At 62.2% G+C, this 18800-nt stretch carries 22 protein-coding genes; 8 read left to right on the top strand and 14 right to left on the bottom strand.

Annotated features, from left to right (window positions below; translation table 11 throughout):
* Positions 1-285 (top strand): IS3 family transposase (locus EDF61_RS16525; protein WP_166650862.1); only part of this gene is annotated, 285 nt, incomplete at its 5' end.
* Positions 286-461: 176 nt separating this feature from the next.
* Positions 462-785 carry a 4a-hydroxytetrahydrobiopterin dehydratase gene (locus EDF61_RS16520; RefSeq protein WP_166650861.1) on the top strand — a complete coding sequence of 108 codons (324 nt, stop codon included), beginning with the start codon at positions 462-464 and terminating at the stop codon, positions 783-785.
* On the opposite strand, the gene EDF61_RS16515 is transcribed toward EDF61_RS16520, so the two are convergent.
* The 4 genes from EDF61_RS16515 to EDF61_RS16500 all read right to left on the bottom strand — a co-directional run bounded on the left by EDF61_RS16515 (position 769) and on the right by EDF61_RS16500 (position 5072).
* On the bottom strand, positions 769-1824 hold the full coding sequence (locus EDF61_RS16515; RefSeq protein WP_133834827.1) for an FUSC family protein: 1056 nt from the start codon (positions 1822-1824) through the stop codon (positions 769-771). The two genes, EDF61_RS16520 and EDF61_RS16515, sit on opposite strands and share 17 nt — an antisense overlap.
* Positions 1821-2273, bottom strand: coding sequence for a MarR family winged helix-turn-helix transcriptional regulator (locus EDF61_RS16510; protein ID WP_105662061.1), 453 nt, complete (start codon positions 2271-2273; stop codon positions 1821-1823). Before EDF61_RS16510 ends, EDF61_RS16515 begins: the two co-directional genes overlap by 4 nt.
* 170 nt (positions 2274-2443) lie before the next feature.
* Positions 2444-3967: a GMC family oxidoreductase gene (locus EDF61_RS16505; RefSeq protein WP_105662062.1), complete on the bottom strand. Its 1524-nt coding sequence runs from the start codon at positions 3965-3967 to the stop codon at positions 2444-2446.
* 127 nt (positions 3968-4094) lie between these two features.
* Complete coding sequence (locus tag EDF61_RS16500; protein ID WP_105656105.1) at positions 4095-5072, bottom strand: EamA family transporter; 978 nt, start codon at positions 5070-5072, stop codon at positions 4095-4097.
* Positions 5073-5196: 124 nt separating this feature from the next.
* On the opposite strand from EDF61_RS16500, the gene EDF61_RS16495 reads away from it, so the two are divergent.
* Together EDF61_RS16495 and EDF61_RS16490 are read left to right on the top strand one after the other, a co-directional pair.
* Positions 5197-5748, top strand: a complete 552-nt coding sequence (locus EDF61_RS16495; protein ID WP_105656104.1) for a CGNR zinc finger domain-containing protein — start codon at positions 5197-5199, stop codon at positions 5746-5748.
* Between the two features lie 322 nt (positions 5749-6070).
* Positions 6071-6379 carry a hypothetical protein gene (locus EDF61_RS16490; protein ID WP_105656103.1) on the top strand — a complete coding sequence of 103 codons (309 nt, stop codon included), beginning with the start codon at positions 6071-6073 and terminating at the stop codon, positions 6377-6379.
* Positions 6380-6395: 16 nt separating this feature from the next.
* Here the strand turns inward: EDF61_RS16490 and rraA are convergent, their stop codons facing one another.
* The 6 genes from rraA to EDF61_RS16460 form a co-directional block, all read right to left on the bottom strand.
* A complete protein-coding gene (gene rraA / locus EDF61_RS16485; protein ID WP_105656102.1) occupies positions 6396-6872 on the bottom strand; it encodes a ribonuclease E activity regulator RraA in 477 nt (158 codons plus the stop codon).
* 83 nt (positions 6873-6955) lie between these two features.
* The gene (locus tag EDF61_RS16480) at positions 6956-8350 is read right to left on the bottom strand and encodes an amino acid permease (RefSeq protein WP_286134649.1); all 1395 of its coding nucleotides are present in this window, start codon (positions 8348-8350) and stop codon (positions 6956-6958) included.
* Between the two features lie 207 nt (positions 8351-8557).
* Positions 8558-8851 (bottom strand): hypothetical protein, encoded by a 294-nt coding sequence (locus EDF61_RS16475; protein ID WP_286134039.1) that lies wholly within the window; start codon positions 8849-8851, stop codon positions 8558-8560.
* Positions 8852-8889: 38 nt separating this feature from the next.
* Positions 8890-9483, bottom strand: coding sequence for a DUF308 domain-containing protein (locus EDF61_RS16470; protein ID WP_166650860.1), 594 nt, complete (start codon positions 9481-9483; stop codon positions 8890-8892).
* A gap of 56 nt (positions 9484-9539) precedes the next feature.
* The gene (locus EDF61_RS16465) at positions 9540-10760 is read right to left on the bottom strand and encodes an alpha-hydroxy acid oxidase (RefSeq protein ID WP_133834825.1); all 1221 of its coding nucleotides are present in this window, start codon (positions 10758-10760) and stop codon (positions 9540-9542) included.
* A 34-nt stretch (positions 10761-10794) separates the two neighbouring features.
* A complete protein-coding gene (locus tag EDF61_RS16460; protein WP_133834824.1) occupies positions 10795-12108 on the bottom strand; it encodes an MFS transporter in 1314 nt (437 codons plus the stop codon).
* Between the two features lie 130 nt (positions 12109-12238).
* On the opposite strand from EDF61_RS16460, the gene EDF61_RS16455 reads away from it, so the two are divergent.
* From EDF61_RS16455 to EDF61_RS18870, 3 genes are read left to right on the top strand one after another with little or no spacing between them, the layout of a single operon-like run.
* Positions 12239-12874, top strand: coding sequence for a GntR family transcriptional regulator (locus EDF61_RS16455; protein WP_105656097.1), 636 nt, complete (start codon positions 12239-12241; stop codon positions 12872-12874).
* 20 nt (positions 12875-12894) lie between these two features.
* A complete protein-coding gene (locus EDF61_RS16450) occupies positions 12895-13257 on the top strand; it encodes an isocitrate/isopropylmalate dehydrogenase family protein (protein ID WP_133834823.1) in 363 nt (120 codons plus the stop codon).
* Positions 13235-13390 carry a hypothetical protein gene (locus EDF61_RS18870; RefSeq protein ID WP_166650859.1) on the top strand — a complete coding sequence of 52 codons (156 nt, stop codon included), beginning with the start codon at positions 13235-13237 and terminating at the stop codon, positions 13388-13390. Before EDF61_RS16450 ends, EDF61_RS18870 begins: the two co-directional genes overlap by 23 nt.
* Positions 13391-13419: 29 nt before the next feature.
* Here EDF61_RS18870 and EDF61_RS16445 read toward each other — a convergent pair whose 3' ends face one another.
* Positions 13420-14760, bottom strand: coding sequence for an MATE family efflux transporter (locus EDF61_RS16445; protein ID WP_133834822.1), 1341 nt, complete (start codon positions 14758-14760; stop codon positions 13420-13422).
* Between the two features lie 152 nt (positions 14761-14912).
* On the opposite strand from EDF61_RS16445, the gene EDF61_RS16440 reads away from it, so the two are divergent.
* Positions 14913-15746 carry an MBL fold metallo-hydrolase gene (locus EDF61_RS16440; protein ID WP_286172311.1) on the top strand — a complete coding sequence of 278 codons (834 nt, stop codon included), beginning with the start codon at positions 14913-14915 and terminating at the stop codon, positions 15744-15746.
* A gap of 41 nt (positions 15747-15787) precedes the next feature.
* Here the strand turns inward: EDF61_RS16440 and EDF61_RS16435 are convergent, their stop codons facing one another.
* The 3 genes from EDF61_RS16435 to aqpZ form a co-directional block, all read right to left on the bottom strand.
* Positions 15788-16987 carry an MFS transporter gene (locus EDF61_RS16435; RefSeq protein ID WP_133834821.1) on the bottom strand — a complete coding sequence of 400 codons (1200 nt, stop codon included), beginning with the start codon at positions 16985-16987 and terminating at the stop codon, positions 15788-15790.
* Positions 16988-16990: 3 nt separating this feature from the next.
* Positions 16991-17761, bottom strand: a complete 771-nt coding sequence (locus tag EDF61_RS16430) for a CPBP family intramembrane glutamic endopeptidase (RefSeq protein WP_133834820.1) — start codon at positions 17759-17761, stop codon at positions 16991-16993.
* Positions 17762-17899: 138 nt separating this feature from the next.
* A complete protein-coding gene (aqpZ, locus tag EDF61_RS16425) occupies positions 17900-18664 on the bottom strand; it encodes an aquaporin Z (RefSeq protein WP_133834819.1) in 765 nt (254 codons plus the stop codon).
* Positions 18665-18800: the final 136 nt, after the last annotated feature.

Raw genomic sequence — 18800 nt, 5'->3', positions numbered from 1 at the left:
GATCAAGGATTCCAGTATCAGCATTGGTCGTGGAAGGCTTTGCTGCAGGAGCATGGTGCGGTGCAGTCCATGTCTCGTAAAGGGAACTGCTTCGACAACTCGGTCATGGAGAATTTCTTCGGTCATCTCAAGTCGGAGATGTTCCATGGAGAGCACTTCGCAGATTTCGAGGATCTCAAGGTGGAGATTGAGACGTACATTGATTGGTACAACGTCAGTCGGCGTCAGGAACGACTGAAGGGTATGACGCCGATGGAATATCGATGCCATACCCTTGCAGCCTAAGCAGGACTATTATTTAGCTCGTCCAACTTTTGGGACCCAGTTCACATCGCCAGATGCCGGGGCCAAACTGCATAGTCGCTGGGATCGCTACCGCGATCGCCGGGGTCGATGCGATCATGGCGGCAGGCAGCAACCACTTGCACAGTCCGACCCGCTGCCGCTTGGAGGAGAGAACCATGGCATCAACCGGTCCGTTACCGCGCTTCGAATTCGATCAGAGGCTGGGTGCCTTGCCTGATTGGAAGCGTGATGACCTGGGTTTGCGGGCCGCTTACCGTTTCGATTGCGCGAGCACGGCCTTGCAGTTCATCGTCCAGGTAGGCCTGCGCGCCGAGCAGGACAACCGGCATCCGCACCTGGAGTGGCGGGTTACCATCGTCGAGCTGCGCCTAACGCACAACCAGCCCGAGCATCTGGGAACACTGGACCTGGAATTAGCCCGCCATATCTCCATCGAGGCCGGCAAGCTCGAAGCGCAGGTTGTCACCGAGCACTGGTAGCCCCCGGCGTTCGGCCTTGGCGGCGGCGGGCCACCAGCAGCGAAATGGCGATGCTCTGCACCGCACCCACCAAAGCGCCCAGCGCCGTCATGGAAATACGGTCGATGAGCAGGGACGCGGCCGGTTCAGGGCTGACCAGGTGGACCATGAGCAGTGCGGTGACCGTCATGAATACCATCCCCACCGCATAGTTGCGCAGAATCACCAGCTCGATGACGAACTGCGAGGCCAGCGCAGCGGCCAGGATTACCCAGACCGGGGAATCGAAGGCGAAAACTATTGCGGTCAGCGCTACGCCAATGCAGGTGCCTGCGCAGCGCTGCAGCCCGCGGGCTACCCGCGCATAGGCATCAGCGCCGGTGACTGCGGCGATCGCGCCGAGACTGGCCCAGTACCAGTGGCCGTCGCTGAGCAGATGCCCTGCGATTCCCGCCAGCAGCACGCCCGTGCCCATTTGGAGCGATTGGGCCATGGCCCGGCGCGAGGGCGACCAGGCGTATCCGGAGCGCAGGGTATGAAGCAGGTTGGCTTTGCGCATCGACAGGCCAAGCATCAGCAGCATGCTGAAGGCCATTGTTCCGCCGCCGGCCAGCAGCACCCCGGTGAAGCTTTGCGAAGTGGCCGGGATGCCCAGGCAGGCGCCGCCGGCGAAGACCGCGAAGACCGGTCCCGGCGGCATCCAGCGCGCGGCATGGGAGACGTAGTTGGCGCCAAAACCAATGAATGCCAGCACGAGCACGCGTACCGGGAACGGTGCCTCGATGAGCGAAAAATAGGTGCCCAGCAGCATTGCGGCCAGTTGCACGATACCTGCCGAGAGCTGCTGCCAGAAACGCGGCGCGTACGCGTCGAAACGGCCGAAGACCGCGCAGAAGGCGCCGAACGCTGCATACATTGCCCAGTCAAGGCGGCCAAGGCCGGCCAACAGGATCAGCGGCGCGGCCAGGCTGATCGTCGCCTTGGCTGCCGGGATGAGCGACGGGCGGTGCGGGGCCACGACGACGCTGCGCTGCACTATTGCTTCTAAGTGGCGCTTCACTGGCGTGCCTCGCCGTCCTGCGTAGCGACCAGCTGCAGCAAGGCGCGCAGCTGCTCCCGCTGCGGCTCATCCAATGCGCCGAAGACCTTGGCTTCGTTATGCGAGGCAGCCTCCATCGCCCGGGCAGCGAATTTCCGGCCCTCGGGAGTCAGCGTGATGACGTTGCGGCGGCGGTCCTCCGGATCAACTTCGCGTTCCAGGATCCCACGGCTCGACAGCTGATCGAGGTAGGCCACCAGATGGCCGCGGTTCACATTCGAGCGATCTGCCAAGTCGTTCTGGGAGATGCCGCCGAACTCCTCCAGCGCGCAGATGATGGTGAAATGATGCCGGGACAAGGACTCGGATTCCATCAGCTCGGTGAGCTCCTGGGTGCCGATGCGTCCGGCTCGGGCGGTGAGATAGCTCAGCGAGTTCCATTGGAACTGCGGAATCCGGTGTTCGTTCATCCCTTCAAAATATCATTTCGGCTTGAAACGATTTCGCCATGAAGCAGTTTATTCGATGAATCTCACACGCAGCTGGCGCGCGTTCCATCGCCAGCTGCGGTCCACGGAATCATCGTCTCTTGGAAGGTGAGGGCTTGTTCTCCTTGGCCGTCGCCATAGTGCGCCGTCTGTCAGAGCCGAAGATCCGCTACCAGGAACTTGGCTCCCAGCTCGCCGATGAGGATGGCCGGGGCATTGGTGTTTCCGGTGGTGATCTTGGGCATGATCGAGGCATCGATGACGCGCAGCCCTTCCAAGCCGCGTACCCGCAGCTGCGGATCCACCACGGCCTGCGCATCCGTGCCCATGCGGCAGGTACCCACCTGGTGGTGGTAGGTCACTACGTTGTTCCGAATGTAATCCTCCAGCTGCTCATCGCCGCGTATTTCTTCGCCCGGGTAGATTTCCCTCGCTCCCCAGTCCCCGGCCAAGGCATCTTGCTCCACCATCGCGCGGCATTGCTTCATCGATACCAGGAATGCCTGCATATCCCGCGGATCATCCAGCGCATTCAAATCGATGTTCACCGGGTCATCCAGGCCGGGCCCGCCCAGGGTGATTTCTCCGCGGCTGTGCGGGGTGACGATCCCGGAGTGCAAGGTGAAGGCAGTGCCGTCGACCGGTTCCATGCCCGGGGAGTACATGGGCACGGCGAAGAAGATCGGCTGGGTGTCCGGGCGATCCAGGCCCTCGCGGGATCGGGTGAACATGTGCGATTGCGAGACGGAGACCCCGGCACGCGGGGCGGGTATCGCGCGGGTGGTGGTTTCGGCAATCACCGGTGCCAGCAGGTGGTCATGCAGGTTCTTTCCGACCTGATCCAGCTCATGCAGCGGCATGACGCCCGCGGCTTCGAGCTCGGCCACCGGGCCGATGCCTGAGCGCAACAGGATTTGCGGGGATCCCAGGGCACCGGCGCTGAGCACCACCTCATCCGCGCGCAGCTCCTGCAGCTGCCCGCCGATCCGATAGCGCACGCCTACAGCGGATCCGGATTCGAGGATCACCGAATGCACCTCGGCGTCCGTGATGATTTCCATGCACTCGCGCACCGGCTTCAGATAGGCCTTCCAGGTGTTGATGCGTTCGCCGCCAGCAACGTTGATCTGCTCCTTGGAAACGCCTTCCAGCTGCTCGCCGTTGTAGTCGGGATTGAATCCGATTCCGGACTGCACCGCGGCGTCGATAATCGACTGGTGGATCTCATCCAGCTCGTAGTCGTTGTCCACCGGCACCAGCCCATCGCTGCCGTGGAATTCGCTGGCGCCGCCAGAGAAGTTCTCGATTTCCTTGTAGATCGGCAGGACATTCTTCCAGGCCCACTGCTCGCCGCAGTCCTTGGCCCAGTCATCGAAATCCTGCGGGGCGCAGCGCACCCAGATGGTCGCATTCAGCGCGTGGGAACCGCCGAGCACCTTGCCCCGTGGCAGGTGCATCGGCTTGTTCGCTGCCCCGGCCATCGGGACGGTGTGGTAATCCCAGTCGTCCTTGCTATGCCACAGCTCGCCCATGCGCGAGAGGTCGTGGATGGCAGGGTTGGTGTCCTCGGAGCCAGCTTCGAACAAGGTCACCCGCGCCCCGGCATCCACGAGCCGGCGCGCGACCACCGAGCCAGCCGAACCTGCGCCTACGACTATGACCGACTTGCTGCCCATGGGTATTCCTCCAGCTAGGATGCCTGCGAAACTTGTTTCTCCCAGCCTGTACAGGCTAGCGGGTTTTCCCTTGGCATCCGGCGCACAACAATTGGCATCGCGTGCGCGTTTTTACCCTACGGGCCGCTTAGATCCCCTTGCGTGCCGCACGCAGTTCATCGACACGCACCAGCACCACGCCGCACACAATCAGCAGGCCGCCGAACAGCTGCACCGCACCCGGCAGCTCGGAGAGCAGCAGCCAAGCCCACAGCACCGCGAAAAGCACCTCGGTCAAGGAGATGAAGCTGGCCACCTTGGACCCCAGTTCCCGGGCGGCCATCACACCGGTGGTGTAGGAGAACACGGTGGCGATCAGGATCAGCCCGGTCAAGGCCAACCACCACGGGGTTTCATATCCAGCAAATGATCCGCTGCCGGCGGCCCACTGCATTGGAAGGATTCCCAAGCCGCCAACCAGCAGCATGGTTAGCGCGCCAACGGCCATGCCACCGGCCGACAGCATGATGGGTGGCAGCGCGCCATCGACCTTGGCGCTAATGAAGAAGTAGACCGTCAGGCCCACCGCTGCCCCCAAGCCCCAGAGCACGCCGATCGGATCAATCCGCGTGGTGCCGGTCAGATCCAGCACCGCCACCAGGCCTGCCAATGACAATAGGGTGCCAGCGATCGTTGCCGCCGACGGGCGCTTCTGGTGCTTGGCCCAGAGCACCAGCACGATGAGCACCGGAGCCAGATACTCCAGCAGCAAAGCCACCCCGACATCCAAGCGCTGCACCGCCAAGAAATAGCACAGCTGGCAGGCTCCCACTCCAAACAATCCGAAGAGCACAATCGACACCCAGTTGGTGCGCAGCAACGTCCAGCGGCCGCGCATCGCCAGGACCGCAGGGATCGCCAGGACCAGCGCGGCGCCGGCCATGCGTGCGGCCACGGCCGCAGTGGGACTCCACCCTGCTTCGAAAAGCCCCTTGGCGAAGGAGCCGGAAATCCCGAAGGCCGCGGAGGATGCCAGCGCAATCCAGATCCCCCGGGACTGGCTTTGACGCAGTACTGGACTGCCGGCAGTGGCGGCCGGAAGGCCGGAATCAGACAGGTCGCTCATGAGGGTCTTTGAAGTCTTTCGCGAAGAATTTCATGCCGCCGTTCAGGGGCAAATGGGGGTATGAGCATGACGATACGGTTAGGCTTGAGTGGCAGTCAATCTACCCAGCTTCCAGGAACGAATTATGACCTTTGCACCAGATATCGAAGCTTCATTGAAGTCCGTGGTGAACCTTCTGAATACCGAGGTGCAAATCGTGGATATGCTCTCCACCGTCGCTGATCTCGATGAGTTCCTTGATGCCGAGAATTTCGAAGGCTCCCGCGCGCACAACCAGGCAGAGCTTCGCTCCATTCGCCAGTTGCGTTCCCAGCTGAAGAACATCTGGATAGGTACCGAAGAAGAATCCGTCTTCCGGGTCAATGCGATCCTGCGCAACGCCAACGCCCAGCCTCAATTGATCAAGAGCGAATCGCTGGGTTACCACCTGCACGCCACCACCAACAGCACCCCGCTCTACGACCGCATGGCCGTGGACGCCGCGATGGCACTGGCGGAAGTGATCCGCTCCGGCGGATTGCAGCGGCTGCGGATCTGCGCCTCGGAGGACTGCGAGGCGGCCCTGCTGGATCTGTCGCGCAACCGCTCCAAGCTGTACTGCGATACCGGCAACTGCGCCAACCGCGAGCACGTGCGCGCCTACCGTGCGCGCAAAGCCGGAAAACGTATCGACTAGCCAGAACCCCGACACTGAGCACACCAAGTCTAGTTTCGTCCGTGATCGGCCAGCGCCCCTGCGCACTTCATCACCACGCTGCCATCCCAATCTCGGTGGCAACACCCCCCGGATCATTGGTTAGACAGGGGCAAGACACCATGCCGAGATTGGTCGGCAGACAGTCCCTATGATCCTCTTTTTAGGGACTATCAAAAAGATAACGGGCCAGCACGTGGCCAAAATGGCGTTGGGCGATGCCCCTCGCCTTTTACCTTGCCCGGGCCATATGATGAACACACAACCGGGATACCGGCAGTTGCAGTAGTGGAAGGGGCAGGTCATGACTCAGGAAACCCACGCTTCGGATGATTACGAGGCACGGATAGAAGCAGCTGAGAGCGGACCATTGAAAGCCGCGGCCCGCTGGGTTGTAGCTCTGGCTTCTGCCACGCTGGGCGATGCCGAGTACGAAGCGAACGAGCCCCAGGTAGTCGTGCATTCCCGCCAAGACGATTCGGTACTGCTGCGCATGACAACCTCCAGCCTCGAAGAAGCTGAGCGGCTGATCGTCCAGATCCGCGCGGATTTGGAGGCCTTGGGCACCGAGGAGTTCAAAGCGGAATGGGAAGGCGCAGGCGACAAGCCCTAGCTGGATGGGCCAGCGGCTAGTTTTCGACAAGAATCCCGTCGATATCCGCATACACCATCGCGCCCGGTCGGACCTTCACATCCCCGATGCTGATCACTTCATCCACCGAACCGTGCGAGCGCTTGACGGTTTTGCGCGGGTTGCTGCCCAGTGCCTTGATCCCGAGTTCCATCTCAGCCAGTGCCGCACGGTCGCGTACGGCGCCGCTGATGATGACCCCGGCCCAGCCATTGGCTTCGGCATTCGCGGCAATCATGTCACCCATCAGGGCGTAACGCAGGGATGCTCCCCCATCGACCACGAGCACTGCGCCATTGCCCGGGAAGCTCAGGATCTCCTTGACCAGGCCGTTGTCCTCATGGCACTTCACGGTACGTGCCGGCCCGTGGAAGGACAGCCGCCCGCCAAAGTCCTGGAATTGAGCCGAGACGGACTGCAGTGCATCCCCATGCTGGTCGTAGAGGTCGGCGGTGCTGATCGGTTCCTGGTGCATGGTGTTTCCTTCATGAGCTGCGATAGTGGTCCACCACACAGCTTAGCCCGCAGTGCCCGCAACCCCAGCGCATGACGAAAGTGTCAGAGATTCAGTTCCGCTTCATAGGCCTTGGCGTCCAAGGCGCCGAGGCGCGAATTGCGGCGGCCGAAGCCCAGATAGATCGCAGCTCCCACAGCCATCCAGATGGCGAAGACCAGCCAGGTGATGCCAGCCAGGTTGAACATCAGGAACAGGCAGGCAGAGATGCCCAGAATCGGGGTCACCGGATACAGCGGGACGCGGAAGGTCCGTGGGGTATCCGGCTGGGTTTTGCGCAGGTACATTACCGAGACACCTACCAACGAGAAGGCGAACAGGGTGCCGATGCTGGTCGCTTCGGCCAGCTGGCCCAGAGGAATCAGCGAGGCGGCAATGGCCACGACCGCGCCGGTGACGTAGGTGCCGATGACCGGGGTGCGGGTGCTGGGCGAAACCTTGGCGAAGAAGCGAGGGATCAAGCCGTCGCGGCCCATGGAGAGCAGGATGCGGGTCTGCCCGTACAAGGTGGTCAGCACCACCGAGACGATCGCGATCACCGAGGCGAGGGCGAAAGCCAAGACCATCCACTTCTGTCCGGTGATTTCGGAAACAATCTGCACCAGGGCGGCTTCTGACTCGGCGAACCAGTTCCACTCCCGGGCGCCAATGGCAGCTACGGCAACCAGCACGTAAATGGTGGTTACCAGCACCATGGCGATCATGATTGCCCGCGGCAGGTCCTTCTGCGGATTCTTGGCTTCCTCGCCGGCGGTCGAGGCCGCGTCGAAGCCGATGTAGGAGAAGAAGACCATGGACGCTGCCCCGGTCACGCCCGCGGCGCCCATGGGCAGCAGCGGAGCGAAGTTCCCGGCATTGAAAGCGGTGAAGGCGACCACCACGAAGAAGACGAGGATGGCGATCTTCACGATCACCATGACGGTGTTGGCCAGTGCCGATTCGCGGGCACCGCGAACCAGCAGCAGGGTCGCCAAGATGACCACGATCAATGCCGAGAGGTTGATGACGCCGCCGTCGCCCGGGCCGGCGGCCAGGGCTTGGGGCAAAGCCAGGCCGAAGATCTCCAGCGTCTGGTTCACGTAGGCGCCGGCACCCACCGCCACCGCTGCCGCGGAAACTGCGTATTCCAAGACCAGGCACCAACCGCACACCCAGGCCATGCCTTCGCCCAGCGTGGCGTAGGAATAGGAATAGCTGGAGCCGGAGACCGGGACCATGCCCGCCATTTCGGCATAGGAGACCGCCGAAAGCAGCGCGGTGATGCCGGCCAGCACGAAGGCGATCCAGATCGCCGGGCCGGCGACCGGAACGGCAGATCCGAGGATCACCAGGATGCCGGTGCCCAGGGTGGCTCCGACGGAGATCATGACCAGCTGGGTGACGCCCAGCGAGCGCTTGAGCGTCCCGAGCCCGGCGTTGTTCGCGGCGTCGTTGGCCATCGCCTGGATGGACTTGCGCCGTCGCAGCTGCTTGCCCAGTGGGGTGCGGCCATGCTGATCAGAGATACTCGTGCTACTCACTTGAAATCCTTGGTGCGTGCTTGAGGCGTCCTGCCTCGATCAATTGGCCCGGCAAACGACAACGCGCTGGGACTATCTGTGGATGGACAGTCTCAGCGCGTCATGCCGCGTGGCTAAGCTTTATTATCAGTCTTCAAACTTCTTGTCCGGGTTGGATGAGGATCGGTTTACCCCGGTCCCCTTTCCCAGGTCAGGATCATTGTCCTTGGCAGCCATGGTCATCACCGAGATGACCAGCAGGCTTGCGACAAAGGCGATGCCGAAACAGGCCAAACCGATATCGAAGCGCAAGGGATTCTGCGATCCGCCGGTGGAGCTAACCAAGCCGACCACGCCGGCGACGATGGCCAGGATCAGCGAGAAGCTCAGTGGGCCCTTGATTGACTGGCTCCACGGTTGCTTCTTCTTGTTGTTTCCCACCAGGAACTCCGTTTCTACTTTTACTGCAGACCTAAAGACTAGTTGCTTTCCTGGTCCGGCGAATTGATCGTGGTCGGGGCGGCTGCCTTCATTTCATGGCGATGGCCGAAGGCGGCAATCAGCGCGAAAACGGCCAGAACGATAGTTCCGCCGCCAATCAGGCCGAACAATGCGTGCGCATCCATGCCACCGCTGAAGCACAGCGAAATGGCCAAGATCACGCCCACCGCGCCGGTAACCAGCTGGTTCCTGAACGGCGGGAAGGCCTCGCGATGCTTGGCAAAGACGATGAGCTCGGCAATGCCTCCGGCCAGGAATGCAAAGGCACCCACATAGCCGACCCAGGCAATCGAGCTGACGAAGATGGTGGCGATACCAGCCAGAAGCATCAATCCCGCACCCAGCGCGTAGGGGGCGCGCGACTTCTCCGGCGCGCTTTCCACAGATACGTACTGCCACATGAACACGCCAGTGACAACGAGGAACGCTGCCGTGGAGTAAGTGACAACTTTGTCATCTGCGCCGATCCAGAAAATCGACATCAGGGCATAGGCCAGGGCCGTCAGGCCGCGCAGGAAGACCGGGCGGAAAACATCTGAAGCTTGAACTGGGGTGGTTTTTGGTGCAGGCACAATTTCTATTCTACCGCTCATAGAACTAACCGCCACTTCGCCCGGGGTTAATCACATCAGCCACGGCGGCGAATCAGCGACCGGTCCAGATCCCCGATGCTCGCCGCGCCCATCAGCTGCATAGTCACTTCCACTTCCTTGGCCAGCAATTCGATGGCACGGCTGACGCCTTCCTCTCCCCCAGCCATCAGGCCGTAGAGGTAGGCGCGGCCAATCAGCACGAAGTCCGCTCCGGCACACAGCGCGGCGACAATGTCCGCGCCGGACATGATGCCCGAATCCATGATGATTTCCATGTCCTCACCGACTTCGGCACGCACTTCGCCCAAGGCCTCGAAGGCGATCGGAGCGCGGTCCAGCTGCCGGCCGCCATGATTGGAGACCACCAGTCCGTCAGCACCGGCGGCCTGGGCCTGGGCAGCGTCTTCGCTGGTGAGCACGCCCTTGACGAAAAGCTGGCCCTTCCACAGCTCGCGGATCCATTTCAGATCCTCGAAGTCCAGGGAGGAATCGAACATGGAGTTGATGATCGTTGGCAGGTCTGCCGACGTATCCGACAGCGATGCGAACTTCAGCGAATCGGTGGTCAAGAAGTTGTACCACCATTCGGGTCGGTACGACGCATCGAGCACGGTCTTCACGGTCAATTCCGGCGGGATCTTCATGCCGTTGCGGGTATCGCGGTGGCGTTGGCCGGCCACCGGGGTGTCCACGGTGACCAGCAAGGTGTCATAGCCCGCTGCAGCGGCACGTTCCACCAGCGCCCTGGACTTCTCCCGGTCCTTCCACAGATAGAGCTGGAACCATTTGCGGCCCTCGGGGGCCGCCTCGGCGACCTCCTCGATGGATCGGGTGCCCATGGTGGACAGGCTGAAGGGAATCCCTGCTTCTCGGGCAGCCCGCGAGCCGCCGATTTCGCCCTCGGAGTGCATGAAGCGGGTGAAACCGGTGGGGGCGATACCGAAGGGCAATGCCGATGGGGCACCGGCAATGGTGGTGGAAAGATCCGACTGCGCGGTTCCGTGCAGGATTCGCGGCAACAGCTCAACGCTGTCGAACACCGCTCGGGCGCGGGTCGCGGTGATTTCTCGCCCGGCAGCGCCATCTACATAGTCGAAGGCCGCGGCGGGGGTGCGGCGCTTGGCGATCTTGCGCAGATCCCAGATGTCGGCGGCACCGGCCAGCCGGGCGACGCGAGGGCTAGTGCTGGGGAGCTTGAACTTCATCAGGCTGACCAGTTCGGCCACGTCGGGCAGTTGGCGCTTGAGATTACCCATGGGTTGTTCCTTTACTTCGGTGGAAATTGCCGGTCTAGTACAGGGTGCGCGAGCTTGCGCGGGTGCCGATGAAGATGGCAATGGCCGAGGACAGGCAGCACAGCGCCAGGTAGCCCGCTGGCATCGCGATGGAGCCGTTGCCCGCCTGCAAGAGCGCAGCGGCAATCAGCGGCGAGAGCCCAGCGACGATGGCGCCGTTCAGTTCGCGCGCGATGGCAATCCCGGAGAAGCGCACCGAGACGGGGAACAGCTCGGTGAGGAAGGCCCCTTGGGCACCGGAAGTGCACGGGATCACCAGCGCGTAGCCGGCGGCGATGCCCAGGAACCCGAAGGCGAACTCGCCGGTGGAGATCAGTGCGAAGATCGGGAAAGCCAGGATCAAGCCTGAAATGTTTCCCGCCGCCAGCACCTTGGAAGCGCCGAACCGATCGGCCAGCCAACCGCCCACCGGCGTGAGCAATACGGAAACCAAGGAGCCCAGGGTCACCGCCAGCAGCGCATGGCTGCGTTCCATGCCGCTGGTGACCATCAGGCTCAGCGCGAAGACCGCAAGGATGTAGTTCACCGCGTTGTGTCCGGTGATGGCCAGGAAGCCCAGGGCCACGCGGCGCCAGTGCGCGGCGAAAACCTGCACGATGGGGAGCTTGGCCTGCTGCTGCTCGGCACGGGCCGAAGCCATGGCGGCGGCATAGTCCGGGGTCTCTTCCAGCTTGTTGCGGATATAGATAGCCACGACGAACAGCAGTGCCGAGACCAGGAATGGGATGCGCCAGGCCCACCCGAGCAGTACCTCGTCACCGGCCAGCGAGACCAGGAAGAAGCACACGGTGGCCAGCGCGATGCCCAGCGGCGGGGTGGAGAGCACCAGCGAGGTGTAGAACCCGCGTTTTCTCGGCTCCACGTATTCGGCCACCAGCGTCATGGCCCCGGTCAGTTCCGCGCCAGCGCCGAATCCCTGGATCAGGCGAAGCAGCACCAGCAGGCCCACGGACCACACGCCCCAGGTCTGCGCGGTCGGCAGCAGGCCGATGCCCACGGTGGCGATGCCCATCAGGATGACCGAGAGCAGCATGGCCGGGCGGCGCCCGAACCGGTCCCCCAGGTGGCCGATGAGCACACCGCCCAGCGGGCGGGCCACGAAGCCCACCGCGAAGGTCGCAAAGGACGCGATCGAGGCCGCCGCTTCTCCGGCTCCGGCGAAGAACAGCGGACCGATCACCACCGATGCGGCCGCGCCATACAGCGCGTAGTCGTACCATTCAATGGCCGTGCCGAAGACAGAGGCGAACAGGGCCCGGCGCCGGTTGCGCGCTTGCTGCGTGCTGGCAGAGTTCTGGGTGATCGGCACAGTCGTAGTCCTTGCGATAAAGTGGTGTTCCGTAAGATACCTGAAATATATTTCATCCCAGACTAGAGTGTTGCCCAGAGCGATAGCTAGATCAGGTCGCCAAGTTACGCCCCTTAGGAATCGGAAAACCATGGCCAGCTCGCTCTCCGAACAGCTCACGCTCACCTTGCGCGAACGCATCAACCGCGGGGAACTTGCCCCGGGAAGCCTGATCATCGAACCGGCACTGGCCCAGGAGTTCGAGGTCTCCAAGACCCCGGTGCGCGAGTCCCTGCGCCAGCTCACCAGCGAGGGCCTGCTGCAGGTGCTGCCCAAGAAGGGCTATCTGGTTCGCGCCATCTCGATGAATGATGTCTATGAAGTCCTGGAACTGCGCAGCTTGCTCGAACCGCATGTGGCAGGACAGGTAGCCAGCATGCATTCGGCCGCGCTTGTGGTTTCCCTGGCCGGGCACCTTGAAGCCCAGCAAAAGCTGGCGGTCTCCGACCCCATTGCCTCCATGCATGCCGCCCAGTGCTTCCATAGCGAACTGGCCGCGGCATCGCGCAACTCCCGCATTGTGGACAGCCTGGAGAACTGCTTCACGCAAACCGCTCGAGCCCACTACGTGTTGCCTTCCATGCAGCCATACATGTCTCAATCGGACGAGCTGGCCGAGCACCAGTCGATCTTTGCCGCCATACAGAATTCAGATCCTTCAGCGGCCGCCGAGGCCATGACGCTGCATCTGGAATCCATCCGCCGAGCCATGCTGGGACATCACTAGCGGCCAACCACTGGTGCATCATGGGCAAGGCACACAGCATCGCCGTGCTTGCCGGCGCTGTCGTCAGCACCGATGCCATGCCAGAAGGCCTGCGCTCACTGAACGAGTCCGCTGACGACTTTCTGGTTCAAGCTGGATCCAACGCCAAGCACAGGCAGACGATGCCCGATAACCGGATTGAGCGGCTTGGCGTGCATGACTCGCTCTTCTCCTGCGCCGTGGGCAGCCTGCTGCAATTCCGCCAGCCAGGGGACGTGGACTTCTTCGTGGTCCGCGAGAACATCTTCGAAGGCATCGAACGCCGTCATCCGGAAAACGGTAGCGTCCTGTACCAGTATCGGCCACGCCCTCGAATACGCATTGGAGCTCGCGCAAACCGGTAGCGCCAAGCACCTGACCAGCCCGGCGCAACAGCTCGTTGCCCAGCCCGGATCCGGGTGCCGGGGCACCACCAGCTCACTGGACCATGCGGTCACCCATGAGATTGCCGCCCAGGCAATGGAGCTCCAGGAGTAATCGGTGGCGAGCGGCCCGGTGGCCTGGGTTCAGCTGCCCAACCGCATCCAAGCGCTGTTCCTGGCACGCAGGGACAGGCTCACGCCGCGAGCTGCCATGTAGCCGATGGCGAAAGCAACCCAGATCCACAGAATCGCTGACGTGGAGTCCTGGGCAAAGACCTGAACCGCCCAGAGCATCGGCACGTAGAGAACAAGGTTGGCTACGCCTACCAACCCGAGATAGCGGGCATCCCCCGCACCGATGAGCACGCCGTCCAGCACGAACACCAAACCGCACAACGGCTGGGACAATGCCAGCACCCATAGCCCAACGGTGGCCAGCTGGCGGATCTGCTCATCCGGGGTGAAGATCATCGGGAAGACCCACGAGGTGGCAAGCAGCAGGATCCCGGTTACCACGCCGAAGCAGATGCCCCAGCGGCTCATGATCCCGGTGAGCTTGCGGACCTGCTCTGCATCCCCGCGGCCCAGCTCCTGGCCAATCATGGCCTGGGCCGCAATAGCCAACGCATCCAGTGCAAAGGCCAGGAAACTGAAGATCGTGAAGACCAGCTGGTGCGCTGCCAGTGTCTGGGTGCCGGCGTTGGTGGCGACAAGAACCGTGAGGAGCAACGCCGCGCGCATGCTCAGGTTGCGCAGCATCAACCAGGAACCGACTTGCCCGGTGGAAATGAACCCGGACCAGCTCGGCGCCATGGAAATTCCTTGCTTGCGGATTCTTGGCAAGATCATCCACAAATACACCACCGCCATCATCCACTGGGCGATCGATGTGCCAAGCGCGGCACCGGCTACGGACATATCGGCCCAGTAGACCAGCACGAAGTTCAGGACGATATTCAATCCGAAGCCAGCGGTGGCCACGATCAGCGGTGTTTTCGTGTCCTGCATGCCACGCAGCACGCCGGTGGCTGCCAGGACCAGCAGCATCGCGGTCAGGCCAGGCATCGAGTACTTGATGTAATCGACGGCGAATCCAGCGGTTTCCCCTTCGCCGCCCATCAAGCCCACAAGCCGATCGGCACTGAAGTATCCGAGCAGCGACAGCGCCACCCCGAGGACTATGGCAAACCACATGCCATCACGCCCCGCCGCCATGGCCTTGCCGGGGTTGCCTGCGCCCAGGGCCCTGGCTACAGCTGGCGTGGTGGCATAGGCCAAGAAGATCATCAACCCCACCGCAGTGTGCAGCACCGTGGTGCCCAGTGCGGCGCCGGCCAGCTCGGCCACACCAAGGTGGCCCACGATGGCCGAATCGGCCATCAAGAACAGCGGCTCGGCGATCAAAGCACCCAAGGCGGGAACTGCCAAGGCAAGGATCTGCCGGGCCAAGCTCCGCGGGGATTCGGTGGGGGTTGAAGGATTCACAACCTCAACTCTACGAAGCAGAGTGGACTTTCACCATTTGCTTGCGCGCAGGAGGATTCCCGGTGCAGTCCTCTTTCCTGCGTCCGGAGCGAGTACTAGGTTTGGAAGCAAGCAGGGCACAGCCAGCACCGCCAGCAGAAGACAGGTTTCCCATGGGACAAGAACATATTGGCCATTGGCAATGCGCGGGTTGCGCCGTGGAGTTCCCGCCGGGCCCGCAACCCACCGGCACCTGCCCCATCTGCGCCGATGAACGCCAGTACATTCCGGGCGGAATCCAGCGTTGGGTGCGCACCGAAGACCTGGCAGCAGCCGGCCACCAGCTGACGATCACTTCGCTGGAGCCGGGACTGAATGCGATTGCTTCTCCCGAAATCGGCATAGGCCAAAGCTCCTTGCTCGTGGAGACCACCGCGGGCAACCTGCTCTTCGACGTGCCCGGGCTGATTACCGGAGAAATCATTGATTGGCTGGATAGCCGCGGAAAGCTGGCGGCCATTGTGGCGAGCCATCCGCACATGTACGGGGTGCAGCAGCAATACAGCCAGGCGCTGGGTGATGCGCCGATCCTCGTCGCCGAGAAAGATGCGCAGTGGGTCCAGTATTCCTCAGCCGCCGTCAGGTCCTGGTCCCAGCCTTTTGAGGTGCTGCCCGGGATCAGGCTGATGCAGCTCGGCGGCCACTTCCCGGGCAGCACTGCGGCTGTTTGGGAAGCAGGGGCCGATGGCCGCGGAGTCCTGCTGGCTGGCGACGCGATTTTCCCCGTGGCCGATGGCAATGCGACCTTCTTGCGCAGCTACCCCAACCGCATCCCGCTCTCGGCTGCCGTGGTGCGGCGCATGGCCAAGGATCTGGAGCCGGTGAAGTTCGACCGCCTCTACAACAACTTCGCGGCCTGCATCCAGGCCGATGCCCACCGGGTGGTCCAGTTCTCTGCGGAACGCTATGCCAGGTGGGTATCAGGAGAATTCGACGATCTGACCTGATATTTCGCGCAAAGTTGAGTATTCCGAATGCGGAATATGAATTATCCGCGAAGGGATGGGTCCCTTTTGGAGAGCAAGGAAGCCATGATCAGGGCAACCACCTGCAACGCGCCAACGCAGAGCACGACGCTGGCCCAGCCGTAGTGCATGAAGGGGATGCCGATGAGCCAGCCAAGCAGTGACGAGCCCACGTAGTAGAACAAGTTGTACAGGCTGGAGGCCTGCGCCCTGGCTCCGGTGGCCAGCACCGGCACCCACCCGCTGGCGACCGCGTGGGCCGCGAAGAAGCCAGCGGTGAAGATCAGCAACCCGCTGATGATCACGACCAGGTTCCCGGCCAGGGTCAGCAGCAAGCCCAGGGCGCTGGTGAGAATGCTGATGCGCAGGGTATTTCGCCGTCCAGCCTTGGCGACGAGTTTGCTGCTGGCCACCGAGGTGTAGGTTCCAGAAAGGTAGGCCAAGAAGACCAGTGCCGCCCACGAAGCCGGAATCAGGTAGGGCGGTGCTTCCAGCCGGAAAGCCAGGTAGTTGTAGACGGCCACGAATCCGCCCATGAGCAAGAATCCCTGGGCATAGACCAGTGCCATTTTGCCATGCAATGCATGTGCGAACTTCTTGGCGATGCTGCGCAGGTTCTGGCCGTGGATGGGGTCGAAGCCCTGGGCGCTGGGCGCCTTGAACAGGAAGAAGAGCGTCGCCAGGCCAGCCATGATGCTCACTGCCGCGACGCCCCAGCGCCAGCCGGCGGGGTCTGCGACAAAGCTGGCGACCAAGCGTCCGGCCAGCCCGCCAAGGGTGGTGCCGGAGATATAGGTGCCGCTGGCCACGGCAACGGCTCGCGGATTGACCTCGTCAACGAGGAAGGCCAGTGCAGAGCCGGGAACACCTGCCAAGGCAATTCCCTCGAAGAACCGGATCGCCACCAGGAACTCGAAGCTTGGCGACAGGCAGCTGAGCAGTCCCAGGGCAACCGAAGAGATCAGGGCGATGCTGATGACCTTGCGGCGCCCGACGCGGTCGGAAATGATGGCCCATGGAGTCACGGCCAACGCCAGCCCCAGGGTCGCTGATGAAACGGCAAGTGCCGTGTGCGAAGAGGTGATGTGGAAATAGCCGGCGATCACCGGCAGCAGCCCCTGCACCGCATAGAGCTGGGAGAACGTGGCAACGCCGCCGGCAAAAAGCGCCAGCAGCATGCCCCGATAGGCGGGGGTGTTCGGTTCGAGTCCGGTAAATGCCACTGCCTAGGCTCCAGCGGGAAGCAGCGGGTAGATCAGGTACACCACCAGCAGCGCTACGGCATTGTTAATGACATGCAGCATGTAGGAGTAGGCCAGCGACTTGCCGCTGAGGATGTAGGCAACACCCATCATGAGGCCCAGCATGAAGTACGGCACGACCTCCAGCCACGAGCCGATGCCCGCGCCAATGAAGTGGATGCTGGCGAACAGCACCGTGGAGATCAGTGCGCAAATCCAGACGTTGAGCTTGCGTGAAAGCTTGCCAATGAGCAGATGGCGGAACAGGTATTCCTCGACGAATGGGCCGAAGAGCGCAGTGACGACCAGCATGACCGGCAGCGGCACCGTTCCGGCCATGGATTCCAGGGCCGCCTGGTTCTCGCTGGTGGCCGCTTGGCCCGTCAATGCGGCGATGATTCCGTTGGCCATGATGGTCAGGAACCAGCCACCGGGCAGCATCAGCCATTTGGCCCAGGGGTGGTAGCGCATGGTCTTGAACGACTCGAAGAACTGCGGACCGCACTGGATCATCGCGAGAATGAAGAAGGTGACATACAGGATCAGGTTGATCCCGAACAGCGCCTGTTCCTGGGTGGAGAAGGCGCCCATGTAGCCAGGGATCAAGCCGATGAGGCCTGCTGCGCCCCCGACAAAGAAGACGAGGTAGGCAAGAACTGTCCAGAAGTCGCCCTTGGTGAATTGCCCGGCGTTGAAGACGCGTTGCTTGGGCCGCGGAGCCGAATAGGGGTTCATGTACTCTGGCCGTTGTTGCATATGACAAGCCTAATCGCCTTCCATGTGGATTTCCCAAGTTCATCGTTCCACGTGAAAGGTCGAACCCAGTCCAGCCGACGTCGAAGTCTGCTGGACTGGGTTCAGCGAGCTGCGGTAACCGCGAGCTCCCATCATCTGCTAGTTCTTGTCGAAACCTTCGCGACCCTTGTCCACGAAGGCCGGGAAGAGCACCTTGTAGCTGACACCGGCAATGGCCGCACCGATAACCGGTGCCAGGATAAACAGCCATACCTGGCCCAAGGCTTCCGGGCCGGCGAACCATGCGACGCCCAGGGAACGTGCCGGGTTGACCGAGGTATTGGTGATGGGAATGGACACCAGGTGGATCAGGGTCAATGACAGGCCGATAGCGATCGGCGCGAAACCCTGCGGCGCGCGCTTGTCGGTGGAGCCGAGGATCACGTACAGGAAGATCGCAGTCAAAACGATCTCTGCGACCAGTGCCGCAACCAGCGAATAGCCATCTGGTGATCGCTCCCCATAGCCATTGGAAGCGAAACCGGATTCGACTGCGTTGAATCCGTCCTTGCCCGAAGCGATCCAGAACAGCACGGCACCCGCCACCGAAGCAGCGACGATCTGCGTGACGATGTACGGGAGGACATCCTTCCACGGGGTGCGCCCGGCAAAGGCCGTGCCCAGGGTGACGGCAGGGTTGAAATGGCCGCCGGAGATATGCCCTACTGCGTACGCCATGACCAGCACAGTGAAACCGAAAGCCAGAGCTACGCCCAGGAATCCGATGCCCATGTTCACGGTTTCATCTGCGATGACCTTGGCTGCGAAGATCGCTGAACCACAGCCACCGAAGACCAGCACGAATGTGCCCAAGAATTCTGCCGATAGTTTTGCGCCAACAGTTGGCACAGCTGCATCTGACATGCTTTTTCCTTATCCTCGATGAATTATGCGAGTTCAAGGCCAGCTTATGTCCTGCCGATGGGGCTGCGGTAGGCCTGCGGCTACTTAATAGATCTCGTTCGTCTTATTTTTCTTCTGGGTTCATGCTTCTGATCTG

This window comes from Arthrobacter sp. JUb115 (assembly GCF_004365035.1).
Classification (GTDB): domain Bacteria; phylum Actinomycetota; class Actinomycetes; order Actinomycetales; family Micrococcaceae; genus Glutamicibacter.
The sequence above is the reverse complement of the archived record's forward strand: the minus strand, read 5'-3'. Positions and strand labels throughout refer to the sequence as shown.

Excerpts from the sequence above, each read along its gene's own strand:
- EDF61_RS16520 (WP_166650861.1), top strand. The coding sequence starts at position 462 with ATGGCATCAACCGGTCCGTTACCGCGCTTCGAATTCGATCAGAGGCTG.
- EDF61_RS16510 (WP_105662061.1), bottom strand. The coding sequence starts at position 2,273 with ATGAACGAACACCGGATTCCGCAGTTCCAATGGAACTCGCTGAGCTAT.
- EDF61_RS16505 (WP_105662062.1), bottom strand. The coding sequence starts at position 3,967 with ATGGGCAGCAAGTCGGTCATAGTCGTAGGCGCAGGTTCGGCTGGCTCG.
- EDF61_RS16500 (WP_105656105.1), bottom strand. The coding sequence starts at position 5,072 with ATGAGCGACCTGTCTGATTCCGGCCTTCCGGCCGCCACTGCCGGCAGT.
- EDF61_RS16495 (WP_105656104.1), top strand. The coding sequence starts at position 5,197 with ATGACCTTTGCACCAGATATCGAAGCTTCATTGAAGTCCGTGGTGAAC.
- EDF61_RS16490 (WP_105656103.1), top strand. The coding sequence starts at position 6,071 with ATGACTCAGGAAACCCACGCTTCGGATGATTACGAGGCACGGATAGAA.
- rraA (WP_105656102.1), bottom strand. The coding sequence starts at position 6,872 with ATGCACCAGGAACCGATCAGCACCGCCGACCTCTACGACCAGCATGGG.
- EDF61_RS16480 (WP_286134649.1), bottom strand. The coding sequence starts at position 8,350 with ATGGCCAACGACGCCGCGAACAACGCCGGGCTCGGGACGCTCAAGCGC.
- EDF61_RS16465 (WP_133834825.1), bottom strand. The coding sequence starts at position 10,760 with ATGGGTAATCTCAAGCGCCAACTGCCCGACGTGGCCGAACTGGTCAGC.
- EDF61_RS16455 (WP_105656097.1), top strand. The coding sequence starts at position 12,239 with ATGGCCAGCTCGCTCTCCGAACAGCTCACGCTCACCTTGCGCGAACGC.
- EDF61_RS16450 (WP_133834823.1), top strand. The coding sequence starts at position 12,895 with ATGGGCAAGGCACACAGCATCGCCGTGCTTGCCGGCGCTGTCGTCAGC.
- EDF61_RS16440 (WP_286172311.1), top strand. The coding sequence starts at position 14,913 with ATGGGACAAGAACATATTGGCCATTGGCAATGCGCGGGTTGCGCCGTG.
- EDF61_RS16430 (WP_133834820.1), bottom strand. The coding sequence starts at position 17,761 with ATGCAACAACGGCCAGAGTACATGAACCCCTATTCGGCTCCGCGGCCC.
- aqpZ (WP_133834819.1), bottom strand. The coding sequence starts at position 18,664 with ATGTCAGATGCAGCTGTGCCAACTGTTGGCGCAAAACTATCGGCAGAA.